Annotated in this window: 19 protein-coding genes; 10 read left to right on the top strand and 9 right to left on the bottom strand. The window is 69.5% G+C overall.

Annotated features, from left to right (window positions below):
- Positions 1-3 precede the first annotated feature (3 nt).
- Complete coding sequence (locus GKS42_RS25430; protein ID WP_232847844.1) at positions 4-303, bottom strand: carboxymuconolactone decarboxylase family protein; 300 nt, start codon at positions 301-303, stop codon at positions 4-6.
- A 232-nt stretch (positions 304-535) separates the two neighbouring features.
- Here GKS42_RS25430 and GKS42_RS25435 point away from each other — a divergent pair, with 232 nt between their 5' ends.
- The gene (locus GKS42_RS25435; protein ID WP_232847845.1) at positions 536-925 is read left to right on the top strand and encodes a hypothetical protein; all 390 of its coding nucleotides are present in this window, start codon (positions 536-538) and stop codon (positions 923-925) included.
- A gap of 36 nt (positions 926-961) precedes the next feature.
- Here GKS42_RS25435 and GKS42_RS25440 read toward each other — a convergent pair whose 3' ends face one another.
- The 5 genes from GKS42_RS25440 to GKS42_RS25460 all read right to left on the bottom strand — a co-directional run bounded on the left by GKS42_RS25440 (position 962) and on the right by GKS42_RS25460 (position 13,575).
- The gene (locus GKS42_RS25440; RefSeq protein WP_154796378.1) at positions 962-3,505 is read right to left on the bottom strand and encodes a polysaccharide lyase family 8 super-sandwich domain-containing protein; all 2,544 of its coding nucleotides are present in this window, start codon (positions 3,503-3,505) and stop codon (positions 962-964) included.
- A 146-nt stretch (positions 3,506-3,651) separates the two neighbouring features.
- Positions 3,652-4,221: an NADPH-dependent F420 reductase gene (locus GKS42_RS25445; protein WP_154796379.1), complete on the bottom strand. Its 570-nt coding sequence runs from the start codon at positions 4,219-4,221 to the stop codon at positions 3,652-3,654.
- 195 nt (positions 4,222-4,416) lie between these two features.
- Positions 4,417-11,700 (bottom strand): DUF5979 domain-containing protein, encoded by a 7,284-nt coding sequence (locus GKS42_RS25450; protein WP_168217983.1) that lies wholly within the window; start codon positions 11,698-11,700, stop codon positions 4,417-4,419.
- A 177-nt stretch (positions 11,701-11,877) separates the two neighbouring features.
- The gene (locus GKS42_RS25455) at positions 11,878-12,735 is read right to left on the bottom strand and encodes an AraC family transcriptional regulator (RefSeq protein WP_168217984.1); all 858 of its coding nucleotides are present in this window, start codon (positions 12,733-12,735) and stop codon (positions 11,878-11,880) included.
- 189 nt (positions 12,736-12,924) lie between these two features.
- Positions 12,925-13,575 (bottom strand): ATP-binding protein, encoded by a 651-nt coding sequence (locus GKS42_RS25460; protein WP_154796382.1) that lies wholly within the window; start codon positions 13,573-13,575, stop codon positions 12,925-12,927.
- Positions 13,576-13,724: 149 nt separating this feature from the next.
- Between GKS42_RS25460 and GKS42_RS25465 the strand changes: the two genes are divergently transcribed.
- The 4 genes from GKS42_RS25465 to GKS42_RS25480 are packed head-to-tail and all read left to right on the top strand — an operon-like array spanning position 13,725 to position 16,040.
- Positions 13,725-14,075, top strand: a complete 351-nt coding sequence (locus GKS42_RS25465) for a PadR family transcriptional regulator (RefSeq protein WP_154796383.1) — start codon at positions 13,725-13,727, stop codon at positions 14,073-14,075.
- A 2-nt stretch (positions 14,076-14,077) separates the two neighbouring features.
- Positions 14,078-14,446, top strand: coding sequence for a DUF1048 domain-containing protein (locus GKS42_RS25470; RefSeq protein WP_154796384.1), 369 nt, complete (start codon positions 14,078-14,080; stop codon positions 14,444-14,446).
- A gap of 2 nt (positions 14,447-14,448) precedes the next feature.
- On the top strand, positions 14,449-15,279 hold the full coding sequence (locus GKS42_RS25475; RefSeq protein ID WP_154796385.1) for an ABC transporter ATP-binding protein: 831 nt from the start codon (positions 14,449-14,451) through the stop codon (positions 15,277-15,279).
- The gene (locus GKS42_RS25480) at positions 15,276-16,040 is read left to right on the top strand and encodes an ABC transporter permease (protein WP_154796386.1); all 765 of its coding nucleotides are present in this window, start codon (positions 15,276-15,278) and stop codon (positions 16,038-16,040) included. The genes GKS42_RS25475 and GKS42_RS25480 overlap by 4 nt, the downstream gene beginning before the upstream one ends.
- On the opposite strand, the gene GKS42_RS25485 is transcribed toward GKS42_RS25480, so the two are convergent.
- The gene (locus tag GKS42_RS25485) at positions 16,033-17,262 is read right to left on the bottom strand and encodes a nucleotide disphospho-sugar-binding domain-containing protein (protein WP_154796387.1); all 1,230 of its coding nucleotides are present in this window, start codon (positions 17,260-17,262) and stop codon (positions 16,033-16,035) included. The two genes, GKS42_RS25480 and GKS42_RS25485, sit on opposite strands and share 8 nt — an antisense overlap.
- 104 nt (positions 17,263-17,366) lie before the next feature.
- On the opposite strand from GKS42_RS25485, the gene GKS42_RS25490 reads away from it, so the two are divergent.
- The gene (locus tag GKS42_RS25490) at positions 17,367-17,849 is read left to right on the top strand and encodes a P-loop nucleotide/nucleoside kinase family protein (RefSeq protein ID WP_154796388.1); all 483 of its coding nucleotides are present in this window, start codon (positions 17,367-17,369) and stop codon (positions 17,847-17,849) included.
- 36 nt (positions 17,850-17,885) lie between these two features.
- Here GKS42_RS25490 and GKS42_RS25495 read toward each other — a convergent pair whose 3' ends face one another.
- Positions 17,886-18,530: a histidine phosphatase family protein gene (locus GKS42_RS25495; RefSeq protein WP_210769271.1), complete on the bottom strand. Its 645-nt coding sequence runs from the start codon at positions 18,528-18,530 to the stop codon at positions 17,886-17,888.
- A gap of 244 nt (positions 18,531-18,774) precedes the next feature.
- Between GKS42_RS25495 and GKS42_RS25500 the strand changes: the two genes are divergently transcribed.
- Positions 18,775-19,785, top strand: coding sequence for a LacI family DNA-binding transcriptional regulator (locus tag GKS42_RS25500; RefSeq protein ID WP_168217985.1), 1,011 nt, complete (start codon positions 18,775-18,777; stop codon positions 19,783-19,785).
- Here GKS42_RS25500 and GKS42_RS25505 read toward each other — a convergent pair.
- Positions 19,782-20,771: a family 43 glycosylhydrolase gene (locus GKS42_RS25505; protein WP_154796390.1), complete on the bottom strand. Its 990-nt coding sequence runs from the start codon at positions 20,769-20,771 to the stop codon at positions 19,782-19,784. The two genes, GKS42_RS25500 and GKS42_RS25505, sit on opposite strands and share 4 nt — an antisense overlap.
- Before the next feature lie 301 nt (positions 20,772-21,072).
- Here GKS42_RS25505 and GKS42_RS25510 point away from each other — a divergent pair, with 301 nt between their 5' ends.
- From GKS42_RS25510 to GKS42_RS25520, 3 genes are read left to right on the top strand one after another with little or no spacing between them, the layout of a single operon-like run.
- A complete protein-coding gene (locus GKS42_RS25510) occupies positions 21,073-22,095 on the top strand; it encodes an ABC transporter permease (protein WP_232847846.1) in 1,023 nt (340 codons plus the stop codon).
- On the top strand, positions 22,092-23,003 hold the full coding sequence (locus tag GKS42_RS25515; RefSeq protein ID WP_154796391.1) for a carbohydrate ABC transporter permease: 912 nt from the start codon (positions 22,092-22,094) through the stop codon (positions 23,001-23,003). Before GKS42_RS25510 ends, GKS42_RS25515 begins: the two co-directional genes overlap by 4 nt.
- A 45-nt stretch (positions 23,004-23,048) precedes the next feature.
- On the top strand, positions 23,049-24,695 hold the full coding sequence (locus GKS42_RS25520; protein WP_154796392.1) for an extracellular solute-binding protein: 1,647 nt from the start codon (positions 23,049-23,051) through the stop codon (positions 24,693-24,695).
- The last annotated feature ends 21 nt before the right edge of the window (positions 24,696-24,716 follow it).

Consider the following 24,716-nt stretch of genomic DNA (forward strand, 5'->3'; position numbering starts at 1 on the left):
GCCTCACTCCTGATCCATGCCGAACATATCCAGCCCGAGCGCCAACGCCACCTTTGAGGCCGCGGCCACCGCGATCGGTAGACCCACTATCGGGGTCACCACAGCGAGGACGTCGACGATCTCCGCCGTGGTCGCCCCTGCCGAGACCGCATCATCGACCTCGCTGCCATAGCTCGGCTCGGCACCGCCGACGGCGAACAGGGCAGCCAGCCGGACGAGGGCCACCGTCCTGGGTTCAAGCGCGGTCGGTGGCACCGCGAGTTCGGTCTCGAGATTCGCGTCGTTAAGGGCGAAGCGGCGCAATCGGTCGTTGTAACTCACTCCAGACCCCTTGTTCAGGTGCCGGGCCTAGGTCGGCACCATGGCTGCTGCACGCATTCACACATGCAGACCACCTCCACCGCATCACGCGGATCGGATGAACTGGCGCCCGCTGTCAACTTCATGTGTTCTGCGTGACGACAGCCCAGGTTGGGTCGGTCGAACCTTGGCTCACGCGGCCGACGCCGCGCCCAGATGGACGAAAGGAACTCCGGTGAACAGTTTCATGGAATGGTTCTGGCTGATGGTCTGGTGGTTCGCTTTCGTGATGTACCTGGTGGTCCTGTTCCAGATCATCGCGGACCTCTTCCGAGACCGAGAGCTCAACGGCTGGCTCAAGGCGTTGTGGATGATCTTCCTGATCATCCTCCCGTTCCTCGCCGGCGCGATCTATCTCATCGCCCGCGGACGTGGGATGGGGCAACGTCAAGCCGAGCAGATGTCCGCGAGCCGCGCCGAGACCGACGCCTACATCCGCAACGTGGCAGCCTCGACCCCGGCCGCTTCTCCGACTGCTCAGGTCAGCGAGGCGAAGGCCCTCCTCGACAGCGGGGCGATCGATGAACGTGAGTTCGCCGTCCTCAAGGCGAAGGCGCTCGCCTGAGCGTAAACCTGCCGACCGTGGACCCGCCGGCACGCGTCAGACCCGCAGAACCGCCGTGAAGGTCCGCCCGTAGGCTTCCCGCGTGTCCGCGACCACCGAGGTGCCGCCGGTCACCTGACCCACCGTGACGCCGTCGTCGGCGCGCTCCAGGCCACGGTCGCGGCCGCGGATCACCACCTGCACCCGATCACGCGTCATCGTCGGGTCGGAGATGGCGACCTCCAGGCGGCGACCGCTCTGGCGCAGCAGCACCGAGGCCGGGCCGTCGATGGTCAGGCGCTCCGCCTGATGCCGGCCGTCCGTGAAGGTGTTCGCGGCCACGATGCCGAGGTCGGTGTGCGTGATCGCCTGCACGTCTGTGGTGTTCGCGAGGACCTGCACCGGGCCGTCGGCGTAGCCGGCCAGCTGGTCGGCCTGCGCGTTCGGCACGAGTGCGTAGGCGAGCGCGTGTTCGCCGTCGGCCGGGTGCGCCACCGACACCGTGACGACGTCCTTGGTCACCGAAGTGTTCGGGTTCGAGACACGGACCGCGCGTCGGCTGCGGGTCACCCGCTCCACGTCGACCGTCATCTCCTGCTCGTCGAGCAGGACGTACCCGACGGCGGTCTGCTCGCCCGGGTTCTCCCAGCGCACCCACGCGAGCGGCCCGACGCCGTCACCGGTCCATGGCGTCCCGTCCGCGAGCGCACCCGTGACCGCGACCCCGTCCGCGGGCTCGGCGATCCGGCTCTCGAGCGTGGTCACCGCGGACCGCCCGGCCCGACCGGAGATACCGGCGGCCAGCACGACGATCTCGTCGTCGAGCATGAACCACGACTTCGTCGCGCCCGCGTTCGGGTATGTGACGAAATCGTCGGGGAGGACGCCGGCTCGCTTGTCGACGTGGGCGACGTCATCGGACAACACCATCGCGGCCGCCCCGTAGGTTCCGAGGGTCACTCCCCCGGACTGGGGGTTCGTCCCGCGCGGGAAGTACACGTAGGTGTTCTGCGACTCGGACGAGGACGTGAACTCGAGTGGGTGACCGGGATTCTCGTACCAGAATTGTCCGTACAGCTCCGGCACGGTCCTGCGTTCGCCGTCCGGGGCGGTCACGCCGGAGAGCCGGTACGGGGAGACGGCGGTGTAGTAGTCGACGCCGAACGCGCGGGTCTGGTCCTGGCCGGCCAGGTACAGGTAGTGCGCGCCGTCACCCTGGAACCAGGGCATGAGGTTCTCGCCGTTCATGTACTCGTACTTGCTGATCCGGTCCGAGGAGCGGGCGAGCGCGAACGCGTAGCCGGGGCGCCGGTGCACCGTCTTGTCCATCGCGTTGAACGCGACGTTGCGCTCCGCGGCGTTCAGATCCGCGGCCGGGACCGTCGCGTCGGCGAGGATGTCGGCGAACCGGACCACGCTCACGGGCGAGGCGAACGAGTTCGGCTCGAGGGAGACCGGGGACGAGTCGTTCAGGAACTTCAGGTAGCCCTTGAGGGCCACCGCGTCGTCACCGGCGGCGTACCCGGCGAGGTCGACGACGGCCTCCGCGACGGCGCGAACGTCCACGTAGCCGGTGGTGGTCCGGGAGACTGCTCGGCCCTTGACGACCTCCATCATCCAGCCCTCGAAGATCAGCGGCGCGAAGCCGTTCGTCACCCAGGCCTGCACCACGGAGACCAGATCGGCACCGCCCGCGGAGGTTGCGCCGTCGAGCATCTTGATCGTCTGGGCGATCCGGCCGAGCAGGACCTTGCCGTAGGACCCGGTGTAGGCGACCGAGTGGTGCTGGATGAAGGACCCGTCGGCGTAGTAGCCGTCCGTGTTGCCGTGCTGGAGGTGGTACGGGTCGATGGTCGCGAACACGGTCGACTGATCGGCGATGGCCTTGCCGATCCGGGCGTCGTCACCGAGCAGCGCCCCCTGGAGGAAGCGGTTCGTGGTGATGTCGGCCAGGTTCGCGCCGGTGTGGAACCTGGAGTCCAGGTCGACGTCGCCGTCGATGCCGTTGCGCAGGTATGCGTCCATGGTGGCGACGTACGTCCCGACGAGTTCCGGGCGGTACGCGGCGACCTGCTCGGCGAGCAGCACGAACGTACGGGTCGCGTGCGACGGGAAGCCGATCTCCCAGTTGTGCCAGTTGCCGTAGTAGCCGGCCGACTGGTCCCCGACGTAGTTCGCGTGCAGCCACTCGAGCCCGTCGATGACGCGGCGCTGCACCTCGACGTTCCCGACCAGGTCGGTGTCGTCGCCGGTCACCCCGTCGGTCCGCGTGGCCACGGCGATCTGGAGCAGCCGGTTGTAGGACTGCGTGATGTTGGCGTCGTTCTCGCCGAGCGGCACGCCGGCGAACAGCTCGTCCGGTCCGGCCTGGTCCAGCTGGGTGAGGTAGGTCCGTGCCGTGGTGTGGATCGCGGCGAGTTTCACCGCGGCCTCCGGGCGGGCGTTCACCTCCGCCGTGCCGGCGAGGATCGCGACCGTGTTGGCGAGCAACCGGGCGTGGTCGGTGGCCTCGTCGGCGAGCGCACGCAGCGGTAGGCCGACGGTCAGCAGGCCGGTGGCCGGGATCAGGGCAAGGACATGGCGGCGGGACAACTCAGGCATAACGGGTCTGCTCCAGACATCGAGTCGTCCGAGCAGTCAACCAGGATCCGCCGCATGCGTCGAGGCCCCATCGCACGGAACGCGTCCCGGACGATCCGCCTGGCGGCCGTGGGCGGGCGTCCCCCACCCACGGCCATCGGCCCAGCTCAGGCGTGCAACGAGAAGCCGGCCGTCCAGCTGATCTTCTCCGAGGCAGCGAGGGTGAGTTGCAGGAAGCCGATCGACTCGAGCTCGCGGGCCCGCTTCAGCGAACCGGCGTCGACGGCCTTGACGCCACCGGCGGTGAGGACGGCGTTCAGGGCACCCTTGGCGGCGTCGTCGTCCCCCGCGATCAGGACCGTTGTCGGCACGCCACCGACTGTCCTGGATGACAGGGTCGCGGCGAAGTTCGTGTTGAACGCCTTGAGGATCGTGGCATCCGGCAGCTGCGCGGCGAGCTGCTGCGCGGCCGATGAGTCGGCCGGCACGGTGAGGGAGTCGAACGTCTCGAAGTTCAGCGGGTTGGAGATGTCGACGACGGTCCGGCCGGCGAGCTTGGCGCCGTGGGTCGCGACGATCTCGGCCTGGGCGTGCACCGGGACGGCGAGGATGACGATGTCGCCGTTGATGTCCTGTGTATCGCGGTCGACGAACTCGACGTCGTTGCCCCCGGCCGTGACGATCGAGGCGATCGCGGTGCCCATGTTGCCCTTGCCGACGATGCTGATGGTGCTCATGTGAATGTCCCTCTCGTAGAACGGTGATGGCGTCTTGGGTGCGGCGTCCTCTCCATCATGCGTGCGCATTACTTGAAGTGTCAACTATTCAGCACGGTGTGCTGCGTCACTCGCCGGCCCGAACGAAGCGCACCCCCGTTCGGTCGCCACTTGAGCGACCGAACGGGGGTGCTGGGACTGGGCCGAGACCCGTCGTCAGCGGGTCTGGCGGCGACGCCGCGTCACGAGGAACGCACCCGCTCCGAGCAGGAGGAGCGCCGCCCCGGCGAGCAGGCCCGCGTCGGAGCCGGTCACCGGGATCTGGGTCTCCCCGTCCGCCGGCGACGGCGGGATCGGGTCGAAGACGTTCGTGACCGTCACCGATGCCTGCCCCGGCTCCGTGGTGCCCGCCAGCGGCACCGCCGCGGTGGCACCATCGGTCGTCGCGCTCGACGTGCCCTCGACCGCGACCGTGATCGAGGTGCCGTCGGCACCTCCGGTCACCGTCTCGGTGAGCTCACAGTCGGCCCCGACCGGGAGGTCGGCATAGGTCGCGGCCAGCGCGTCCGGCGCCTGCAGCACCCGCACCGCACCGCCGGGGACCTCGATCTCCGTGCCGACGCCGTCGACCATCCAGGTGCACTGCAGCGCGACCTCGAACCGGCCGTCGGAGCCGCTTGCGGCCCAGTCGCCGTCGATCTCCTTGACGACGTCCAGGGAGGTCAGGTCGAAGACGTTGGTCAGGGTGACCGTGGCGACCTCGTCGCCATCGCCCGGGTCGGGGATCGTGACGAGCCCGTCGGCCGGGGCGATCGTGGCGCTGGTCGCGCCGCCGGTGGCGGTCTCGGTGACCACGCACTCGCTGCCGACGAGCAGGTTCTCGACGGTCGCCGAGTACCCGTTCGCCGCGCTCAGGGTCACGGTGCCATCGTTCGGGAGGTCGATCGTGACCCGTTCGCCGCCGGAGTCCCAGGTGCAGGTGGCCCGGGCGGTGAACGGTCCGCCGCCCCAGAGCTCGGCCCCGTCGCCCTCGACGACCTTGACGATCTCGAGCGCGCCGAGCCGGAACGTGTTCGTGGCGGTCACCACGGACTCGCCCACGCCCTCGTCGCCCGCGCTGATCGTGGTGACGCCGTCCGCCGGGTCGATGACGCTCACGTTCGCGCCGCCGGTCGCGGTCTCGGTGACCACGCACTCCGTGCCGGCCGGGTAGGTCCCGAACGTGCGGTCGGTGTTCGCGTCGAGTTGGAACTCGGTGTCCAGCAGGACCTGGTCGCCCGCGTAGGTGCACACGGCCGTGAAGGTGAACGGTCCGGCGCCGTAGGCGTCCGCCCCGTCGCCGTCGACCACCTTGACCACGCGCAGGATGCCCGCGTCGTAGCCGTTGGTGAACGTGACCTCACCAGGTGTCGCGCCGACCTGCACCGCGCCGCTGCCATCACCGTTGTCGGTCACGCCGGTGCCGACGATGACGATGTCGTCCGCGAGCGCGCTGCCGACCTCGGTGACGACGCAGAGCGCGCCGGCCGGGATCGTGTTCGCCGGGGCCACGTAGGTCTCACCGGCGGCCAGCGTGAACGCCACCTCGGTGACGCCGGAGCCGAACGTGACCGGGGTGCCGAGCGCACTCTCGCAGGTGAGGGTGAAATCGAACGGCCCGAAGTCGCCCTCGCTCGCCTCGGTCTCGACCAGCTTCGTCACGGACAGGCCGGTGAAGGCGTAGTCGTTCGTGATCGTGGCGATCTGCGCGGCGGGCACGTCCTGTCCGACGGCGGTGGGTGCGCTCACGTCGAGCGTCACCGGGGTGCCGGTGCGGCTGGTCTCACCGAAGCTGCCCACCGCGCCGGTCTCGGTGACGGTGCACTCGGCGCCGACCGGGATGCCGTCGACCCGCTGGGTGTAGCCGTTGGCGTCGCCCAGTTCGACGACCTCGTGCTCGCCGAGACCGAGCTCGACGCCCTCGACGGTGCAGCGCAGGTCCGCGGTGAACTCGTCCGGGGCGTAGGCCGTGGCCGGGCCGGTGACGAGCTTGTCGATCTCGATGGCGCCGAAGACCAGGTGCACCCCGACGCGGGACGGTGCGACCTTGCTGTAGCCGCTCGCCCCGGTGTTGAGGAACTTCACGCCGAACTGGTTCCACGCGAAGGAGTCCACGGCGGGAACGTCCGACGGTGCGCCGTCGGCGTTGGTCGCCGAGGCGGGCACGTTCACCGAGGAGTAGGTGACGTCCACGAACTGACCCGGGCTGAACACCCCGGCTGCCGTGGTCGAGAAGTCCACGACGATCCGCAGACCGGTGACCGCGGCCCAGTCGGTGTCGTCGGCGGCCGGGGTCCACTCCTCACCGTTCTGCTCGCACACCTCCTGGTTCGTCAGGTTCGCCCAGGTCCCCACGCAGACTCCGGCGCTGGTGGTGACCTCCACGGTGGTGGTGGCTCCCTCCGGCGCGGTGACCAGCAGGTCGTCGAGGAGCTCGGGACGGTACACGGAGCCGCGGGACGTGCCCGAGATCAGCTGCTGGTCGCCGACGTTCGGCAACTGGTCGAAGATCGTGAGCTCCTCGACCGTGACGGTGCCGGCGTTCAGCGTGCGCAGCACCCATTCGTCGGTGCCGCCGATCATGCTGTTCGCCGCACACGGGGTACGGAAGTAGTCCCCGCCGGTGGCGCTCAGGTTCTGGCTGCACACGGCGCTCGGGTTGAGCGGGTTGATCGCTCCGGCGAGCTCGCCGCGCACGCCCTTGACCGTGAAGAGGTTGGGCCCGGGCGCCGGGGACACGTAGTCCGTGGTGCCGCAGGTGGTGCCGTCCTGCGCCCAGGCATCCGTGATCGGCACGCCCGCCACCATGTTCGCGCACGAGGCCAGCTCCTCGGCGGTCCGCACGGTCATCGTGTTCTCAGCTCGCTGACCGGCGGACAGGCCGGGCTGGAGCTCGAACAGCAGCCTGATGGTGAACGTCTCACCCGGTGTCATCCGGTTGCCGCCGTCCGGCCAGGTGAAGATCAGCTCCTGCCCGTCCTGGGTGACGCTCACGTCATCGGAGAGCAGGCCGTCCGGGTCCGGCGTGTAGACAGGCTCGTCGCCGAGATACAGCAAGGACGAGGGCAGCGCGTCCCGGAGTTCGGTGACGGTGAGGTAGCCGGTGCCGGTGTTGGTGAAGGTCAGGTCCCACGGCACGAGCGCGCCCGGGCTGGCGAACCGGTCGCCGTTGTTGGCGAGCTTGTTGACGGCGATCTGGTGGACACCGGCCGACAGCGAGATGACGGCGTCGGTGGTCCGTTCCGGGGACGCCTCACCGTTCAGGCGGTCGCTGACGGCGGTGACCGTGTTGGTCACGGTGCCCTCCAGCAGAACCGGATCCTCGGTGCCGTAGTGGTTCTCGCGCAGCTGGACCGTGAACGCTGCGGTGGCCGACCACTGCGGCGCCGGGAGCTGATCGGAGAAGAACGAGCCGTCGGCCCGGGAGAAGACGAACCGGATACCCTGCACGTCGGCGTGGGCGTCGGCCCCGATCGGCAGGGCCGCGTCGGCGACCGCGACGGGTTCGCCCTCGATCCAGGTGTTCTCGCCGTCCGGCCCGAACGGGCCGTAGAGATCCACCCGCACCCGGTCGGCACCGGCCGGAGCGACGACGTCGCCGAGCCCGGTGAAGGCGAAGGCGCTCCAGAACTCCGGCGACGTGGTCACATCGTCGGTCACGGTGACCTGCGCCGGGGAGAGGGTGCTGACCGGGTCCACGCCCTGGTTGGCGCCGAGGGTCACGGTGACCGGGGCGTCCCGCGTGGGCTCGGTGAGGGCCGCCGGGGCGACGGTCTTCGTCGGACCTACGTTGATGTCACCCCCGGTGAGCTGCACCGGGGCGGCGGCCTGGTCGCCGGTGGGGGTGCCCTCGGCCAGGATCGGGTCGTAGGACTGGGCGAACACGCGGTTCGGCACGTCCAGCCGCGCTCCGGCGGCAACCACCTGGTCGGCCCCAGAGCTGCGCAGGGTGGTGCGCGCCCGCGCGTCGATCGTCACCGTGAGCCGGTTCGCTGCGGTGATCGTGCCGCCGGTCGAGGCGGGATCGGTGCCCTGGAAGGTCACCGAGATGCCGACGACGTCCGCGAGATCCGCGGCGCTCATCGCGTTCACCGCGGCGGCGGTGCTCTGCTCGCTCAGGTAGCCGGCACCGTCGTGGCGCAGCAGCCAGACGACGCTGGCGGACAGGTCGACCTGGTCCGGGACGGAGGTCCCGATGCGGACCGCGGTCACGTCGAACCGGTCGAACGGGTTGCCGATCCCGGCGTCGCCGAGCCAGTCGACGTTGGCCGTGAACGGGTCCGCCGTGGCGCCGGCCGCGGTGGCCGGGCTCTGACACACGGAGACCTCGTCGGCGTCGGTGCAGGCGGGCGGGTCCGTGACGCGCACGTAGGAGGCGCGCGCCACCGAGTCGCTGTTCGCGGTGATCGTGAACGTCGTCGCGGGATAGCTGTCCGCCGGGGCGCCGGCGACCGGCACGTACAGGTTCGTGTTGGGCGCCGCCGTCTTCGCCACGGCCACACCCGGGCCGTAGTCGACCACGACGATCGTGTCGTCGGCGGTGTCCGTCGCCGCGGTGCCGCCGCCGACCGGCGTGGCGGCCAGCAGGGCGGTGTTGTTCACGACGCCGGGATCGGGGGTGTTGTAGGTCGCCTCGCCGGTGACCCACTCACCGCCGGGGCGCATCTGGTCGCGGACCTGCCAGGCCATCGTGAACACGCGGTCGGGTCCGGCGAAGCCGACACCGGAGCCGACGGCGGGGGCGTACGGGTCGTAGGCCGGACCGGTCTGGCTCGCCGCGGCCCGGGCGGGGCCGTTCTCCGTGAGTGTGAGCCTGACCCCGGTGGTGTCGGCTCGCTCGTCATCGCTGAGCGCGTGACCGACGAACGCGCCGTTCTGGATCCAGCCACCGCCCGGCGCGGGGACGCTCACCCAGGCGCCTGCGCGGTACAGCTCGACGTCGGTGATCAGGTCGTAACGCAGCTGCCAGCCGTTGCTGTAGGGGTCGCTGCTGGCCGCGATGCGCTCGATCCGGACGAGGTCGAACGCCTCGAAGACCGAGTCCGCCGGCGTGGCGGGGTTCGTCGGGTCGCTGATCTGCACGGTCCCGTAGCCGCTGCCCACGGACCAGGACAGGTTCGTGGAGCGCTGCTCGCTCGACTGCGCAGGGACCGAGTCCTGGTTCCAGGACTTCTCGATCCCGACCGGTCCGGTGCCGGGGTCGGACTCGACGGTCGCGACGCCCTCGCCGACCTCGGAGTCGGAGATCTCGGTGCCGACCTCGGTCTGACCCGAGCCGTCCGCGGTGGCGACATTCGCGTAGTCGGTCGCGTCCTCGGGGATGTCCGCACCGGAGCGCAGGGTGTCCCGGGCCTGCGCGGAGAAGTACGGCGTCACCGTGGTGTCGGACGGGAAGCCGGTCGCGTTGTCGAAGATGAACCGGATCCCGGTCAGGTCCGTGATGTCCGTGCCCGCAGGCAACGCGTCCTGGATCTCCGCGGTCGTCATCGCGGCGAGGAACGGGCCGTCCTGAGCCACGAAGACCTTGAGCTCGATCCAGCTCCCGTCCGCGCTCTGGACCTCGATGGTCAGGGCGGTGTTGCCGGGCACCTGCGTCGGGGCGACGGAGGAGAGGTCGAACGCGTCCCAGAAGTCGCCGTCGGCGCCGGTGGCCGCGTCCTCGACCACGATCTGGGTCGCGGTCACGTAGTCGGAGGTGGTCGTCAGGTTCGTCTCGAGTGCGGTGACGACGCTCTCGCCGGGCTGCACGCTCGCCGACGGCCGCACCGACTTCGCGAGGGTGATGTCGATCGCCGGGTAGACCAGGGTCAGGGTCGAGGAGTCGGAGTCGTTCTCGGTGAGCCCGTTCGGCGCTACGACCCGGGCGTCGACGGTGTTCGTGGTGTCGAGGGTCTCGCCCTCGGCGACCGCGTCCTCGGACGTCTGGATGAGGACGTCGAACACGCTGGTCGCACCGGAGGTGATGCCGCCGGCCTCGGCGGTGAAGACGACCTCGAACCCGGAGATCGGGCCGCTCGGGCCTGTTGGCACGGCGCCCTGGGCGAACGTGATGGTCTCGGGGTCGCCGCCGTCGAGCGGGTGGTAGATCACCTGAGCAGAGGTGGCGCCGACCGGCCAGGAGGGCGCGGTGGTGAAGCCGCCGAACGTGATGGTCTGTGTGAAGTAGCCGAGGTCGGAGACGCGCAGCTCGTCGACGCCGCCGGCGGATTCGTTCGTGACGCCGATCGTGGCGGTGGCCTCGTCGCCCGAGGCGATCCGGTTCGGGCTGATGTCCTTGTCGGTGCTCACGCCGAGCTGGAGGGGCCGCACGACGTAGTCGGCGTTCGCCGTGTCGGTGGCCGGGTCCCGGCCGTCGACGGCGGCCTCGGCACCGACCACGTTGGTCACCGGGTGCGTGGCCGTGGACAGGTCGCCGCCACTGTCGCGGTCGGTCGCACGCTGGGACAGCCCGAGGCCCACGGTGGCGACCGCGTCCTGCGCGATGGCGGCGCCGGCGTAGGTCAGCCGGACGCCACCGACATCGGCGGCGTCGACGCCGTCGGGCAGTTCGGCCGTGCCGGCGGCCTCCCCCAGCTGCCACGCCCAGGTCCCGTCGGCCTGCTGGACGTAGACGTCCACCCGGACGGTGTCGGCGCCGGCGGGCAGGCTCGCGTCGGTGAACCCGGTGAAGTCGGTGATGGTGAACGGGTTGCTCGGGTCGAGGGTGGCCGCGCCGTCCACGGCGGCGGCGGGCTCGGTGAGCACGAGGGTCTCGACCGGGCCGTTCGAGGTGTTCGTGATGCTCAGGTCGATCGTGGAGGGCGCCCCGGGCTGGAAGGTCTGCTCGGACGGGCTCCACGCCTTCGTGACATCGACGTCGATGATCTCCGGCACCCGGATCGTCACGGTCGCGTCGTCGGTGTCCGGGTTGGAGTTCGTGGCCTCGGTGTTCGCGGTGTTGGTGACGACGTGGTCGCCGGGACCGACGGTGGTGGGCACCTGGAGGGTGATCGTGACGGACAGGGTCAGGCCGTTCTCCAGCCCTGTCCCGACCGGGCTGACGACGGGGCCGGTGAAGTCCACCCGAAGGTGGGTGTCGGCGGTGACCTCGGCGGGTGCGACGGAACTCGCAGCGCCGTCGACCGTCCAGGTGACCTCGCGCGGGATGGAGCTCTCGTTCGGCGCGATCGCGACGTCCTGCACGGTGTAGCCGGCCAGCTCGGGCGGCAACGAGTCCGTGAGCCGAGCGTCCAGGCAGGACGCCTCGGAGCAGTTCACGCTGATCGTGTATGTGAAGGTCTGGCCCGGGGAGACCACCTCCGGCGCGACCGTCTTGTTCACGGTCAGGTACTGCGGATCGCCCGGGGCCGCGAGCGCGGCTCCCATGCCCAGGCCGGCCAGCGGTGCGGCGAGCACGACGGCAAGCACCGCAGCCCAGATCAGACGCCACCTGGTGATGGCGCGCGAACGGTATCCCTGCATGACTATCTCGCTCCTGCTCATGCCCGCGACGGCGGGCCCCCTGCCGATGGGCCCCACGGCGCGATGGCACGACAGGGACCGGGTCCAAGGCGAGTCTCGGCCGGAACAACCGCGCACCGGCCGGATCCGCGCGAACTGTCGCGGACTCGCGCGCGCAGAGTCGCCGCGGCGGCGCGGCTAGGGAGCGAGCGTGCCGGCGCGGTACGCGCCGGGCAGGCAGCCGACCTCGGCGCGGAAGACGCGTCGGAACTGGTCCGGGCCGCCGAACCCGCTGCGTCGGGCGACTCCCGCGAGGTTCAGGTTCGGCCGGGCGGCGAGCAGCGCCTTTGCGGCCATCACCCGTCGCGCACGGATGATCCGCGCCACGGTCTCGTCCGTCCCCGCGAACGCCTCGTGCAACGACCTGACGCTCATCCCGAGTCCACCCGCGACGTCCGGTGCGCTCAGGTTCGGATCGGCGAAGTGGACGTCGACGTACGCCCGAGCCCGGGCCCGTACCTCGGCGCTCCGGTCGGCGGGTGCGGCATCGACTGCCATGACACCCATCACGAGCTCGCGCAGCGCGCCCTCGGCCCATCCGGCGGCAACGACGTCGAAGGGCTGCACCGGCGGCTCGACGAGGGCATCGGCGAGGGCACGGCCGGCGTCCGCCAGTGGCACCAGCCGATGCAGACCCGGGCGGACGAGGTCCGGCTCCGGGTGCGGAAGCCCGATCAACAGGACGCTGCTGACCTCGTTGAAGTGGATCGCGCAGAAGCCGTCCGGAGGCACGACCACGAGATCCCCGGGGTGCAGGTCCGCGGCCCCCCCATCGCCGACAACCCGCGCGCTGCCCTCGGCGAGGTAGACCGTCATGGCGACCTGCCGGTGCGGGCCCTTCGTCGGGAACATGGTCAGAGTGACCGGATCGCCGGAGTACCGGGCGACGAGCAGGTGCGCCGAGCGATAGCCGCGCAGATGGCGACCGGCTGCCGCCGCGCCGTCGGGCTCGTGCGCCTCGACGGCCCACCCGTCCATCGGATGCAGCGCACGCATGGATAGGTTCAGCCAGTCCGGACAGGGGTCGGTGCCCCTGCAGTGGCAGGTCTCGTACCAGCGGACCGCGGCACCGACCTCGACTATGTCAGCCGTGCACGACGGCACGGCACGCCCTGCCCAAGCGCACATGCGAGGGACGGTACCGATCCGCCGCCCGCCGGTGGGCAGGATCGGGTATGACCCCGATCACACCGGGTCAGCGGCCGCCGGTCCCCCGTCCACGGCACCGGGCTCATCCCGGAGCTCCACGGTGAGGTGGACGTAGCCACGGACCAGTTCGGCGTCGAGAACCGTCGGCGCGCCCAGCCGCGGGTCCAGCAGGAACCGGACGGTGGTCCCGGTGCCGGTTTCGGGCGGCAGCTCGACCAGATCGCTCGACGGGACGCCGTGGTGGTAGCGCTGGGTCCAGGACCCCGCACTGCGACGGTTCGTGTGCTCGAGCCACCGGCTCAGGGCCGCGACGGTGGACATGCCGCGGCGGGGCAGTCCGTCGGGCAGGAGCGGCGGCTCAGCCGCGTCGAAGAACCGGACGTCCTCGGTCGCCATGACGGGCTTGCGGATCATTCGGCCGCGGTCGTCCCGGCGGGTGTCCGTGCCACGTCCGTCGTCGGCCACGGAGACCGACCCGTCCCGGTGCCGGGTGATCACGGCAGCCCCGGCACGGCCGAGGGCCGCTGCCTCCTCGTCCGCGTACGCGAGCACCTCCAGCACGCAGTGCTGCACGCCGCCTGCGAGGTAGGTCTGCGGGTTCGCTCGGATCGTGGCCAGGTGGGCGCGGTCGACGGCGATCGACCAGTCGTGCGTGGTGACCTTCCATCGGTCCGGGCGGTCGTCCATGCGGACCCCTTCTGCGGTTCGTGAACTGGCCGTCCAAGACGGCATCGCGACGCTCTGGAACCCGACCTTATCTGCCCCTTGCGCGATCACTACTGAGTGCTACTATCTACCGGTAGTCAGCACCACTGAGTAGCGAAAGGAGGAACGTCATGGGCAGACAGATGACCGAGATGCTGAAGGGCACGCTCGAGGGCATCGTCCTCGGAATCCTGGCCGGGCAACCGGCCTACGGATACGAGATCACGGCGCGGCTGCGGGAGCAGGGCTTCTCCGACATCGTCGAGGGAACCGTCTACGCACTGCTGGTCCGGATCGAGCAGCGCGGCCTCGTCGACGTGGTGAAGGTCCCGTCCGAGAAGGGCCCGCCACGCAAGGTCTACTCGCTGAACGCGCAGGGCAGCGAGTACCTCGAGGAGTTCTGGAGGACCTGGAACTTCCTCGCAGAACGGATCGAACAGCTTCACCACCACACCGAACAGCCACACACAGAAGGAGATTGATCATGGTCGCCAAATGGATCGAGGCCCTCACGGGGTCGCTTGAGCAGAAGAAGCAGTACAAGCAGGACAAGGCGCGGATCGAAGCCCTCCCCGAACCGTACGCAACCGCGGCGAAGGCGATGCACCGCTACTTCATGTACTACGGGGGCGTCACCGACGGCGACACCCTCATGACGATGTTCGGCGACCTCGCCGACCTGTGGGAGCGCGCCGCCGTCGACGGGACGCCGGTGCGGGAGATCGTCGGCGACGACCCGGTCGAGTTCGCCGAGACCTTCGCGCAGTCGTATGCCGGTCAGCGGTGGATCGACAAGGAGCGTTCGCGCCTGACCAAGGCGATCGAGGACGCCGAGCGAAAGGAACAGGGTTGACCATGGAATCAGCCATCAGAGTGCAGGGCATCGAGAAGTCGTTCAAGGACCTGCACGTGCTGCGCGGCGTCGATTTCGACGTGAAGGCGGGCAGCATCTTCGCGCTGCTCGGCTCGAACGGCGCAGGCAAGACCACCCTCGTGCGGATCCTGTCGACGCTGTTGAAGGCCGATACGGGCACCGCGACGGTCAACGGGCTCGACGTCGCCGCGCGGGCCGGTGAGGTGCGCGCGTCGATCAGCCTGACCGGCCAGTTCGCCGCGGTCGACGGTGTGCTGACCGGCCGGGAGAACCTGGTGTTGATCGCCAGGCTGCGGCACATGACGAACCCGGGTGCGATTGCCGACGAGTTGCTCGCCCGGTTCTCGCTCACCGATGCGGGCAACCGCAGGGCGGCCACCTACTCGGGCGGCATGCGCCGCCGGCTCGACATCGCGATGAGTCTGATCGGCGACCCGCCGATCATCTTCCTCGACGAGCCGACGACCGGGCTCGACCCGCAGGCGCGGATCGAGGTGTGGCAGACGATCAAGCAGCTGGCCGACGGTGGCACGACGGTACTGCTGACGACGCAGTACCTCGACGAGGCCGAGCAGCTCGCCGACCGGATCGCGATCCTGCACAAGGGCACGATCATCCAGAACGGCACCCTGGCCGAGCTCAAGCAGCTCCTCCCGGCCGCCGAGGTCGAGTACGTACAGAAGCAACCCTCCCTCGAGGACGTGTTCCTCGCACTCGTCGGCGACACCGGCGAGACCGACAGTGCCGACACAGCCGGCGACGCCTCCGACCGGATCGCCGACACCGCCCCAGCAGGAAAGGAACCCCGATGACCGCGCACGTCCTCGGCGACACCGGCGTCCTCACCGGCCGCTCGCTGCGCCACATCCTCCGCAGCCCAGACACGATCGTGACCACCGCGGTCACGCCGATCGCGCTGATGCTGCTGTTCGTGTACGTCCTGGGCGGCGCGATCGAGACCGGGTCCGACCAGTCCTACATCGACTACATGCTCCCCGGCATCCTGCTCATCACGATCGCGTCCGGCATCGCGTACACCGCGTACCGGCTGTTCCTGGACATGCAGGACGGCATCTTCGAACGCTTCCAGTCCATGCCGATCGCGAGGTCCAGCGTGCTCTGGGCCCACGTGCTCACCTCCCTGGTCGCGAACCTGGTCTCGGTCGCGATCGTCATCGGCGTCGCGCTGATCATGGGCTTCCGCACCAGCGCCTCCGTGGGGGCATGGCTCGCCGTGGCCGGCATCCTGATCCTGTTCACCCTCGCCCTGACCTGGCTCGCCGTGATCGCCGGGCTGTCGGCGAAGACCGTCGACGGCGCGAGCGCGTTCAGCTACCCGCTGATCTTCCTGCCCTTCATCAGTTCGGCGTTCGTGCCCACCGAGTCGATGCCGGGCCCCGTCGCGTGGTTCGCCGAGAACCAGCCGGTGACCTCCATCGTGAACAGCCTGCGCGCCCTGTTCGCGCAGGAGCCGGTCGGCAACGACATCTGGATCGCCCTCGCCTGGCTCGTCGGCATCCTCGTCGTCGCCTACGCCCTCGCGATCGGCCGGTACCGGCACAGGATCAGCTGACGCCGACCTCACGGTCGATGACCCGTGCACTCGCGCGGGCACCGTCCTCGGCGGCGTACGCCAACCGGACACGTTCGGCCGCCTCCCGGAATGCGGGCTCTTCGAGCAGCCGGGTCACCGCGCGAGCGAGCTTCGCGGTGTCCGCCTGTTTCGGAGCCAGGGCGAGGGCGTTGCCCTGGCGGACGCAGACGTCCACGTTCCAGACCTGCTCCGGCTGTAGTCCCATGCCGACGAACGGGATCCCAGCCGAGCAGGCGGTCTGGACGGTGCCCTGCCCGCCGTGGAGCACCGCCGCGTCGACGAGTCCGCCGAGCCGGTGCGCGGGGATCAGGCCGGTGACGTGCACGTTGGACGGCAGCCGGTCGCCATCGGCGAGGTAGTGCTTGATCGGGGCGATCACGTTGACCGGCAGCGAGCCCAGCCGGCGCGCGGCGGCGAGCGCGAGCTCACGGTCCGCCGAGGAGCCGAGTCCCAGGTAGACCAGCGGTTCTGGGGCAGCCGCGAGCCGTTCCACCACATCGGGCAGCGGCGTGTCCAGACGGGCGAAGATCGGGCCGACGCGTTCGTAGCCGGGCGGCAGCGTGTACCCGTCGAGCTCGGCCGGCATCACCGTGAGCAGGTTCAGGTCGGCCTCGATCAGGGACACCACGTTCCGCAGCGGTGCCACGCCGTTCTCGCGGGCAACGCGCGTGAACGCACGTGGCGCCAGCGGGGCGTGGTTGTAGGCCCACCGCAACAGCGTCGACGCGATCGCGTCCCTCGCCCGCGCGGACCGACCGGTCCCCCGGACGAGCCCGAGCCGCCGGGTCTGCTCCACCTGGGGCCGGGTCAGTGCGAACGGCACCGGGTAGAGCAGCGGCACCCGCTCGGCGCGTGCGGAGATCATCGAGGTCGGGTTCGTCCCGATGACGACGGCGGCCGCTCCCGTCGCGCGGATGAGCTCGCGTTCGGCGTGCACTCGCTCGGACACGAGCCCGTAGCCGAAGGGAGAGCGCAGGGTCCGGCCCTGGTCGAAGCGCACGGCCTGATCCCGCTCGGCCCGCGTGAAGGCGGGCTCGCTGGCCCGGTAGTCGAAACCGGCGTCGGTGATGAGATCGGCGAAGTCGGTCTCGTACCCCATGAAGACGGGCGTGTGCCGCGGGTCCAGCGCACGGGCGACCTCGATCATCCGGGTCACCTCAGCGAGGTTGAACGTGATCGGGCAGAAGATGACGGTCGTCATGGCACTGTCGAGCCTACGACCTGTACCGACGGACGACCGGACACCGACGAGCCCACCCGGGCTCCGCCGTCGGGCGTTCGACGTGATGCGGCTAGCGTGACGGGGTGACGACTCCGCGGGTTCACCTGTTCTACGGGCTGGCCGGCTCGGGCAAGTCCACCCTCGCTCGCGCCCTCGCCGAGGGCGGTCCTGCGGTGCGGTTCACCCTCGACGAGTGGATGCTGCTCCTGTATCCGGAACTCGGATTCGACTCGCCGGAGTACGGCGACCACGCCGAGCAGGTGAAGGAGCTGATCTGGTCGGTCGCCGAGCAGGTGCTCGCGGCCGGCACCGACGTGGTGCTCGACTGGAACAGCTGGTCGGTTGAGCGACGAGGCTGGGCGGTGGAGCACGCGCGCCGCGTGGGAGCCCGGGTCGTTCTGCACAAGCTCACCACCCCGGCGGAGGTCGCCTCGGCCCGCGCCCTTGCGCGGATGCGGGTGGGCCAGGCGTACGCGCACCCGACAACCGCCGAGGGCAACGAGCACCTCGCCGTGCTGATGGAGGAGCCGTCACCGGACGAGGGCGTCCAGATCGTCGAGCTCTGATGCCCGACGCGATGTGAGGGACAACGCGTATCGACGCTACGCCGCGAGGTGCGCGGTCCGGTTCAGATAGGCGATGACGTGGCTGTGGTTTCGCGCGTCGCCGTGGAGCTTCGTGATTCCGCCTGAGGTCAGGCCGAACTGGACCTGACCCGAGGACTCGATCGGCATCCCGATCCACGCGGCCAGCAGCAGGGTGGCGGCCCCGCCATGGGTGACGACGATCGTGTCGGCTGCACCCGAGGTCTCGATCCTGCGCATGGCCGCGTATGCCCGCTCGGCCAGCTGCCATCGCGTCTCGGCACCGACGATGCCTTCGTCGTGACGCAGTCGGTCCCCGACGGGCGGCAGTGGGATCTGACGCTCGCGCAGCCAGGACTGCGGACGGCCCTCCGCCTCGCCGTAGGACTTCTCACGAAGGTCGCGATCCTGTCTCGGCTCGGTGCCGAGCCGGGCGGCGATGGTCCGCGCCGTCCGGCTCGCGCGCCGCAGGTCGGAGGACACGATGTCAACGGGCTCCCCGGCGATCTCTTGCGCGAGCTCGGCAGCGATCGCGTCGGCCTGACGCCGGCCCAGATCGGTCAGGTCGGAGTCGAACCACCCGCCGACCAGCCCGTCGACGTGATGTGTCGCCTGCGGGTGCGTCACCACATAGATGTTCACGGCCACAGCCTTCCGTGCCACCGATACCGGTGTCGACTCTCCGATCACCTCGGAGTTGGGCGTCGGGACGGGTCGAGCCTTCGCTCACCGAGTCGGTGCTCGGACGAGCCGTCCGGTAGGCGCCGGGCCGTGAAGGCCCACGACAGCGAGATCGACCGCGCGTGTCGGGACCGCTGAGTCCGGACCCCGGGCTCCGTGCCCCTACGATCGAGGCGTGGACAGGGCGGCCGCCGGGACTGGACCCGTGCCCGGCAGGAGTCGCCGGGTGCGGCAGTCGGACGTGGCCGCCCACGCCGGTGTTTCGGCCAAGACCGTGTCCAACGTGCTGCATGACCACCCCTACGTGAGCGCGGACACGCGAGCGAGGGTCGAGGCGTCGCTCGTGGCCCTCGGGTACCGGGTGAATCTCTCCGCTCGCGCCCTGGCAAGTGACCGGACCGGCTTCATCGCACTTGCGATCCCGGGGCTCGACAATCCGTACTACGCCCAGCTCGCTGGCCACGTCATGGACGCCGCAGCCGAGCACGACTGGATCGTCCTCATCGAGCAGACCCGGTCATCGGCCGACCTCGAGCGGGCGGTCGTCCACGGCGGTGGGGCGCGACTGGTCGATGGCGTGATCCTGCAGCCGGACTCGATAAGCCAGGCCGACCTCTCCGACCGGTTCGCCCATCAGAACCTGGTGCTCATCGGCGAAGGTGGCGCGACGGCCTCGTCGGACCATGTGACCACCGATGTGGTCGCCGCCGCACGCGAGGTGGTCGAGCACCTGCTCGCCCAGGGACGCACCCGGTTCGCGACGCTGGGGATTCAGCCACACGACCGTGCCGATGCATCCGAACTTCGCTATCGAGGGCTGTGCCAGGCGCTCGACGCGGCCGGCGTGCCGGTCAGGTCCGAATATCTCAAGGGCCTGCCCCGGAGTCGTCGACCGGAGGCCGCCGAAGCCGTCGACCAACTGCTCGCGCTGCCGGAGCCGCCGGATGCGATCCTCTGCTTCAACGACCTGGTGGGCAGCGGCGCGCTGGCTCGGCTCCGCGAACGAGGGGTCGACGTGCCGACCGACATCGCCGTGGCCGGCTTCGACGACAACGAGGAGTCGCGCTTCACGGCGCCGCCGCTCACCAGCGTGTCCTGGGATCTGGAGGAACTGGCGCGGCGCTGCGTGGGACGCCTGTTCGCCCGCTCTCGCCCGGACGGCGCCGACCTACCGCCGGTGCGGACCGTGATCGGTCACCGGCTGGTGGTGCGAGAGAGCACGGTGTCCCGCTCCTAGGCGTCCCGCTGACCGCCCAGCCGTGGGCGGTCGTTCTCCCACAGGATCTCGGTCGCCGCCAAGTGGTTGGTGCGCCCCCCGGTGTCATTGCCCTGGAAGAAGAGATAGGTGCGCCCATCCAAGTCCGTGAACACACCGGGATGGCCGCTCTCGGATGAGTTCCAGGAGCCGGGCGCACCGTTCGGGAGGACCGGGTCCAGGGACCCTCGGGTCCAGTGCACGCCGTCGTCGCTCAGGGCATAACCGATCTGCTGTGGCTCGTTGTTGTAGCCGCCGGCGTAGAACATGACGAGTCGGTCCCCGCGCCGGACGAATGCCGGCGCCTCGATGCACTCGAGCTCCCAGGGCAGCTCCGGCGCCAGCGCCGGACCGTCCGTGCTGAGGTCACGCCAGCTGCCGGCACCGAAGTCGCTGTCGAGGGGGGCTTCGGCGACGCCCAGCAGCTGCACCCGCATCTGCGGGTCGCGCGTCGCGTACGCCAGCAGCAGCCGGTCGCCGTCGACGATCACATCGGCGTCGATCGCACGGCCGCAGTTCCAGGCTCCGGTGGGGCGGAACACCGGGTTCGACGCGTCCCGCGTGAATGATGTGCCGTCGGTAGACCACGCGTGGCAGATCGCATCGAGCGGTCCGTTGCCGTAGCTCTGGTAGAAGAGGTGGACGACCCCGTCGAGCACGACCGCGCCAGGTGCAGCGAGTCCGCGCGACTCATGACCACCGGCCGGACGCAGGTGCCCGACGAGCTCCCAGGACCGGAGGTCGTGACTCTCGGCGATCCCGACATGCCAACCCTCACGTGCCCCGGGCTGCTCGGGCGGCAGGGTGAAGTACATCAGGTAGCGCTCGCCCAGCCGGACCACCGAGGGGTCCTTCGAGAACGGCGTACCGTCCGCTCTCCCGACGGCCCAGGGCTCGCCGAGCAGTACGGGCGGCGTGGTGGGGGTGGCGTCGGTCGGGCGCTGCGTGGCGCTAGGCGACTGCGTCATGTTCGCGTTCTCCTCGTTGGGAATCGGGCCATTGTGGCTCGAACGGTACCTTACCGCGCTGTAAAAGTGGTGAGTCCGACTCCGTTGCGGCGATGGCGGTATCACGGGCGGTCGACGACCACGCAGTTCGGTCCTCCGGTACCGACTCTCGCCAATTTGACTGCAAATACACGGCTCCTGCACGAAGGGCCGACGTGAACAGCCGATCGTCAGACGCTTCCTGGTCACGCTTGACACATCGCGTCACACGTGGCGATACTCCTCGTGTTACAGCGCGGTAATACCGAGATGGAGCCAATGCGTGAGTCACACTGACGTCGCCCGGGTCGACACGCCGCCCGGCGCGCACCCGGTCCGTAAGGGCACCGGGCGCCGACCCGGCAGATCGCGGCCGCCCGCCGGCACGCATCGGAGAGTTCCCTGGCTTGTCCGGCTGACCCGGGACCGCACGCTGCTGCTCATGGCGGTGCCGGGCATGGCGTTGCTGTTGCTGTTCCAGTACCTGCCCCTGCTGGGCAACGTCATCGCGTTCCAGGCCTACGTCCCGTTCCTTCCGCTCGGGCAGAGCCCGTGGGTGGGACTGGACAACTTCGCGGTCATCTTCAACGGCGATCCGGCCTTCCTGAACGCTTTGCGGAACACCCTGGTGCTCACCTTGGTCCAGGTGGTCCTGGTCTTTCCGGCCCCCATCGCGCTCGCACTGCTGCTCAACAGCCTGCTGTCCGAGCGGATCAAGCGCGTGGTGCAGTCGGTGTTGTACCTGCCGCACTTCCTGTCCTGGGTGATCGTCGTGGCGGTCTTCCAGCAGGTCCTCGGCGGCTCCGGCATGATCAACAATCTCCTTCGCTCGAACGGTCTCGAGACGATGTCGATCATCGGCAATTCCGACCTGTTCGTCGGACTGTTGACGAGCCAGGTGATCTGGAAGGACACCGGCTGGGCCACGATCCTCTTCCTCGCGGCGCTCTCCCAGATCGACCCCTCGCTCTACGAGGCCGCGAAGATGGACGGCGCGTCCAGGTGGCGGCAGATGTGGCACGTCACCCTGCCTGGCATCCGCGGCATCGTCGTGCTGCTGCTGATCCTGCGCCTCGGTGACTCCCTCACGGTCGGCTTCGAGCAGATCATCCTGCAGCAGGGCGGCGTCGGACTCGCTGCCAGCGAGGTCCTGGACACCTACGTCTACAACAACGGGATCGTCGGCGGTCAGTGGGGTGTGTCGGCCGCCGTCGGACTCGTCAAAGGCGCGGTCGGCGTGGTGCTGGTGCTCGGCGCCAACAAGATCGCCCACCTGCTGGGTGAGAACGGGGTCTACAAGTCATGAGTGCCACTCCCGCACGTTCGCCGCAGCGTCGGCACCCGGTCGATGCGCCCGGCCTGACAGCGCGCGCCGTCAAGGGCGTGGTCCTCGTGGTGATGTGCGCCGCCGTGGTTCTTCCGTTCGTCGGAATCGTCTCCACCAGCGTCGCCTCCAGAGCGCAGGTCAGCGCTTCGGGTGGCTTCGTCCTGCTGCCCACCAGCGTCTCGCTGGACTCCTACCGGACGATCTTCGCCGGCGGGGTGGTCAGCCAGGCCATGCTGGTGAGCCTCGGGGTGACCATCGTCGGGACGGCGGTGAGCCTCGCGGTGTCCACCCTGCTCGCCTATGCGCTGAGCCGCCAGGGTTCCTTCGGTCAGAAGCCGATGCTCATGCTGGTGTTGTTCTCGCTCCTGTTCTCACCTGGTCTGATCCCCAACTACCTGGTGGTCAAGGAACTCGGGCTACTCAACAGCTACTGGGCACTGATCCTGCCGACCGCCCTCAGTGCGTTCAACGTCATCGTTCTGCGTGCCTTCTTCATGGGCATCCCGACCGAACTCACCGACTCCGCGCGCATCGACGGCGCGGGCCATCTCACGATCTTCGCGCGAATCGTCCTGCCCCTGTCCAAAGCCGTCTTGGCCGTGATCGGCCTCTTCTACGCCGTCGGCTACTGGAACGCCTTCTTCAACGCACTCATCTACCTGAACGACAGTGCCATGTGGCCATTGCAGTTGGTGCTGCGCACCTATGTCATCAACAACACCGAGATGAGCGCCACGGACCTGGGTACCGGTGCCGAGAACCTGCCACCGCAGCCGTCCATCCAGATGGCGATCCTTGTGGTCACCATCGTGCCGATCCTCATCGTCTACCCGTTCCTGCAACGCCACTTCGCCAAGGGCGTGCTCACCGGAGCGGTCAAAGGTTGATCTCGCCGTCGGCATCGACGCCGACACCACCCGAAAGGACTCACCATGCCTGTGTCTCGACGCACCTTCCTCTCCGCCGGAGTTGGCGCGGCCGCTCTCGTCACCGTGGCTGCCACAGCCTCCTGCTCGTCGAGCTCCACTCCCCCTGCCGCCACGGGCGGGGGCGTCGCTGACGCCGGCGTCGAACTGCCGACGTACGTCCGCTTCGAGGGAGTCGCGGCCGATCTCCCGGGCACCGACGACGGCATCCCGGACACGTTCTTCTCCTACCCTGCGAACCCGCAGGCCGCGACCAGCGGACACCCGGCCGACGGTTCGGCCATCCAGGGGTCGGTGCCGGTCAACAAGGCCGTGCCGCCGAGCATGGACCGTAACTCGTACTGGCAGGAGCTCAACAACCGCATCGGGTCCGAGCTCAGCCTCACCATCACCCCGGGCGCCGACTATCCGCAGCGCTTCGCCACGGCCGTGGCCGGGGACGGCCTCGGCGACGTCTTCACGATCGACATGGGTTTCGCCCAGCTCCCGCAGTTCCTGGCGGCACAGTGCCAGGACCTCACCGAGTACCTGTCCGGTGACGCTGCCGCGGACTATCCGTTCCTCGCGAATCTCCCCACCGACTCCTGGCGCGGCACCATCTACAACGGAGCGATCTACGGGTTGCCGATCAGCCGCGGCGTGCAGTCCTCCCAACTGCTGTACACGCGCAACGACCTGTTCGAGGCCCGCGGTGTCGATCCCCGGCCGACGACCATCGAGGAGTTCGTGCAGGCGTGCCGGGACATGACCGACACCCGGGCGAACACCTGGGCGCTGACCAACGCGCCGATGTCGATGCTCCAGCAGATGTACGGGCTCCCGAACACCTGGGGCGTCGACGGCGCAGGGGCGTTCACCCACGCGATCGAGTCCGAGGGCTACAAGCAGGCGCTCGAGCTCGGACGTCAACTGGTGGCCGACGAGTTGGTGCACCCGGACAGCGTCGACGCCTCCGGGGCGGACCAGAAGTCCTGGTTCGGTGCCGGGTCGAGCGTCATCCATCAGGACACCTACTCCGGCATGGGCTCCATGTACGACGTCGGGAGCACCGAGGGCGAGGGATACGTCGTCGGTCTGATGGTCACTCCCAGCGAGAGCGGTGACCCGGCGCCCCTCTGGCTCGGCAACCCCAACAACACCATCTCGGCGATCAAGAAGGGGGACGAGGCTCGCGTTCGCATGCTGCTGGAAGTGCTGAACTTCCTGGCGGCCCCGATCGGCACCGCGGAGCACCTGTTCCGCAAGTACGGGGTCGAGGGCGTGCACTACAACCTGGACGAGAACAACGACCCGGTGCTCACCGACCTCGGTGAGACCGAGGCGTCCGGTGGCACCTTCCCGATCGAGTACCTCATCGACGGGCCGCGGCCCAACTACTACCCGGGTCGTCCCCAGGTCGCGCAGGACATCTATGACCACATGCAGGAGGTGGTCCCCACGGGTGTCCGCAACCCGACAGTCGGCCTGTACTCGGCCACGCAGGGCACCATGGGTGGCCGACTCAACACGACGCTCGGGGATGCGACGAACGCGATCCTGCTGGGCCGAGAGCCGGTCTCGTCGTGGGACGACGTGGTCACCGACTGGCGGTCGAAGGGCGGCGATACGATCCGCGCCGAGTACGAGGAGGGCTACGCCGCCGCCAACGGGTGAGCCGACCGGCCCGCCCGGAAG

It is taken from the genome of Occultella kanbiaonis (assembly GCF_009708215.1).
Lineage (GTDB): Bacteria > Actinomycetota > Actinomycetes > Actinomycetales > Beutenbergiaceae > Occultella > Occultella kanbiaonis.

Bases quoted from the DNA above. Each gene is read 5' to 3' on its own strand.
- GKS42_RS25440 (WP_154796378.1), bottom strand. From the start codon at position 3,505: ATGCCTGAGTTGTCCCGCCGCCATGTCCTTGCCCTGATCCCGGCCACC.
- GKS42_RS25445 (WP_154796379.1), bottom strand. From the start codon at position 4,221: ATGAGCACCATCAGCATCGTCGGCAAGGGCAACATGGGCACCGCGATC.
- GKS42_RS25450 (WP_168217983.1), bottom strand. From the start codon at position 11,700: ATGCAGGGATACCGTTCGCGCGCCATCACCAGGTGGCGTCTGATCTGG.
- GKS42_RS25455 (WP_168217984.1), bottom strand. From the start codon at position 12,735: ATGCGTGCGCTGCATCCGATGGACGGGTGGGCCGTCGAGGCGCACGAG.
- GKS42_RS25460 (WP_154796382.1), bottom strand. From the start codon at position 13,575: ATGGACGACCGCCCGGACCGATGGAAGGTCACCACGCACGACTGGTCG.
- GKS42_RS25465 (WP_154796383.1), top strand. From the start codon at position 13,725: ATGGGCAGACAGATGACCGAGATGCTGAAGGGCACGCTCGAGGGCATC.
- GKS42_RS25470 (WP_154796384.1), top strand. From the start codon at position 14,078: ATGGTCGCCAAATGGATCGAGGCCCTCACGGGGTCGCTTGAGCAGAAG.
- GKS42_RS25475 (WP_154796385.1), top strand. From the start codon at position 14,449: ATGGAATCAGCCATCAGAGTGCAGGGCATCGAGAAGTCGTTCAAGGAC.
- GKS42_RS25480 (WP_154796386.1), top strand. From the start codon at position 15,276: ATGACCGCGCACGTCCTCGGCGACACCGGCGTCCTCACCGGCCGCTCG.
- GKS42_RS25485 (WP_154796387.1), bottom strand. From the start codon at position 17,262: ATGACGACCGTCATCTTCTGCCCGATCACGTTCAACCTCGCTGAGGTG.
- GKS42_RS25505 (WP_154796390.1), bottom strand. From the start codon at position 20,771: ATGACGCAGTCGCCTAGCGCCACGCAGCGCCCGACCGACGCCACCCCC.
- GKS42_RS25515 (WP_154796391.1), top strand. From the start codon at position 22,092: ATGAGTGCCACTCCCGCACGTTCGCCGCAGCGTCGGCACCCGGTCGAT.
- GKS42_RS25520 (WP_154796392.1), top strand. From the start codon at position 23,049: ATGCCTGTGTCTCGACGCACCTTCCTCTCCGCCGGAGTTGGCGCGGCC.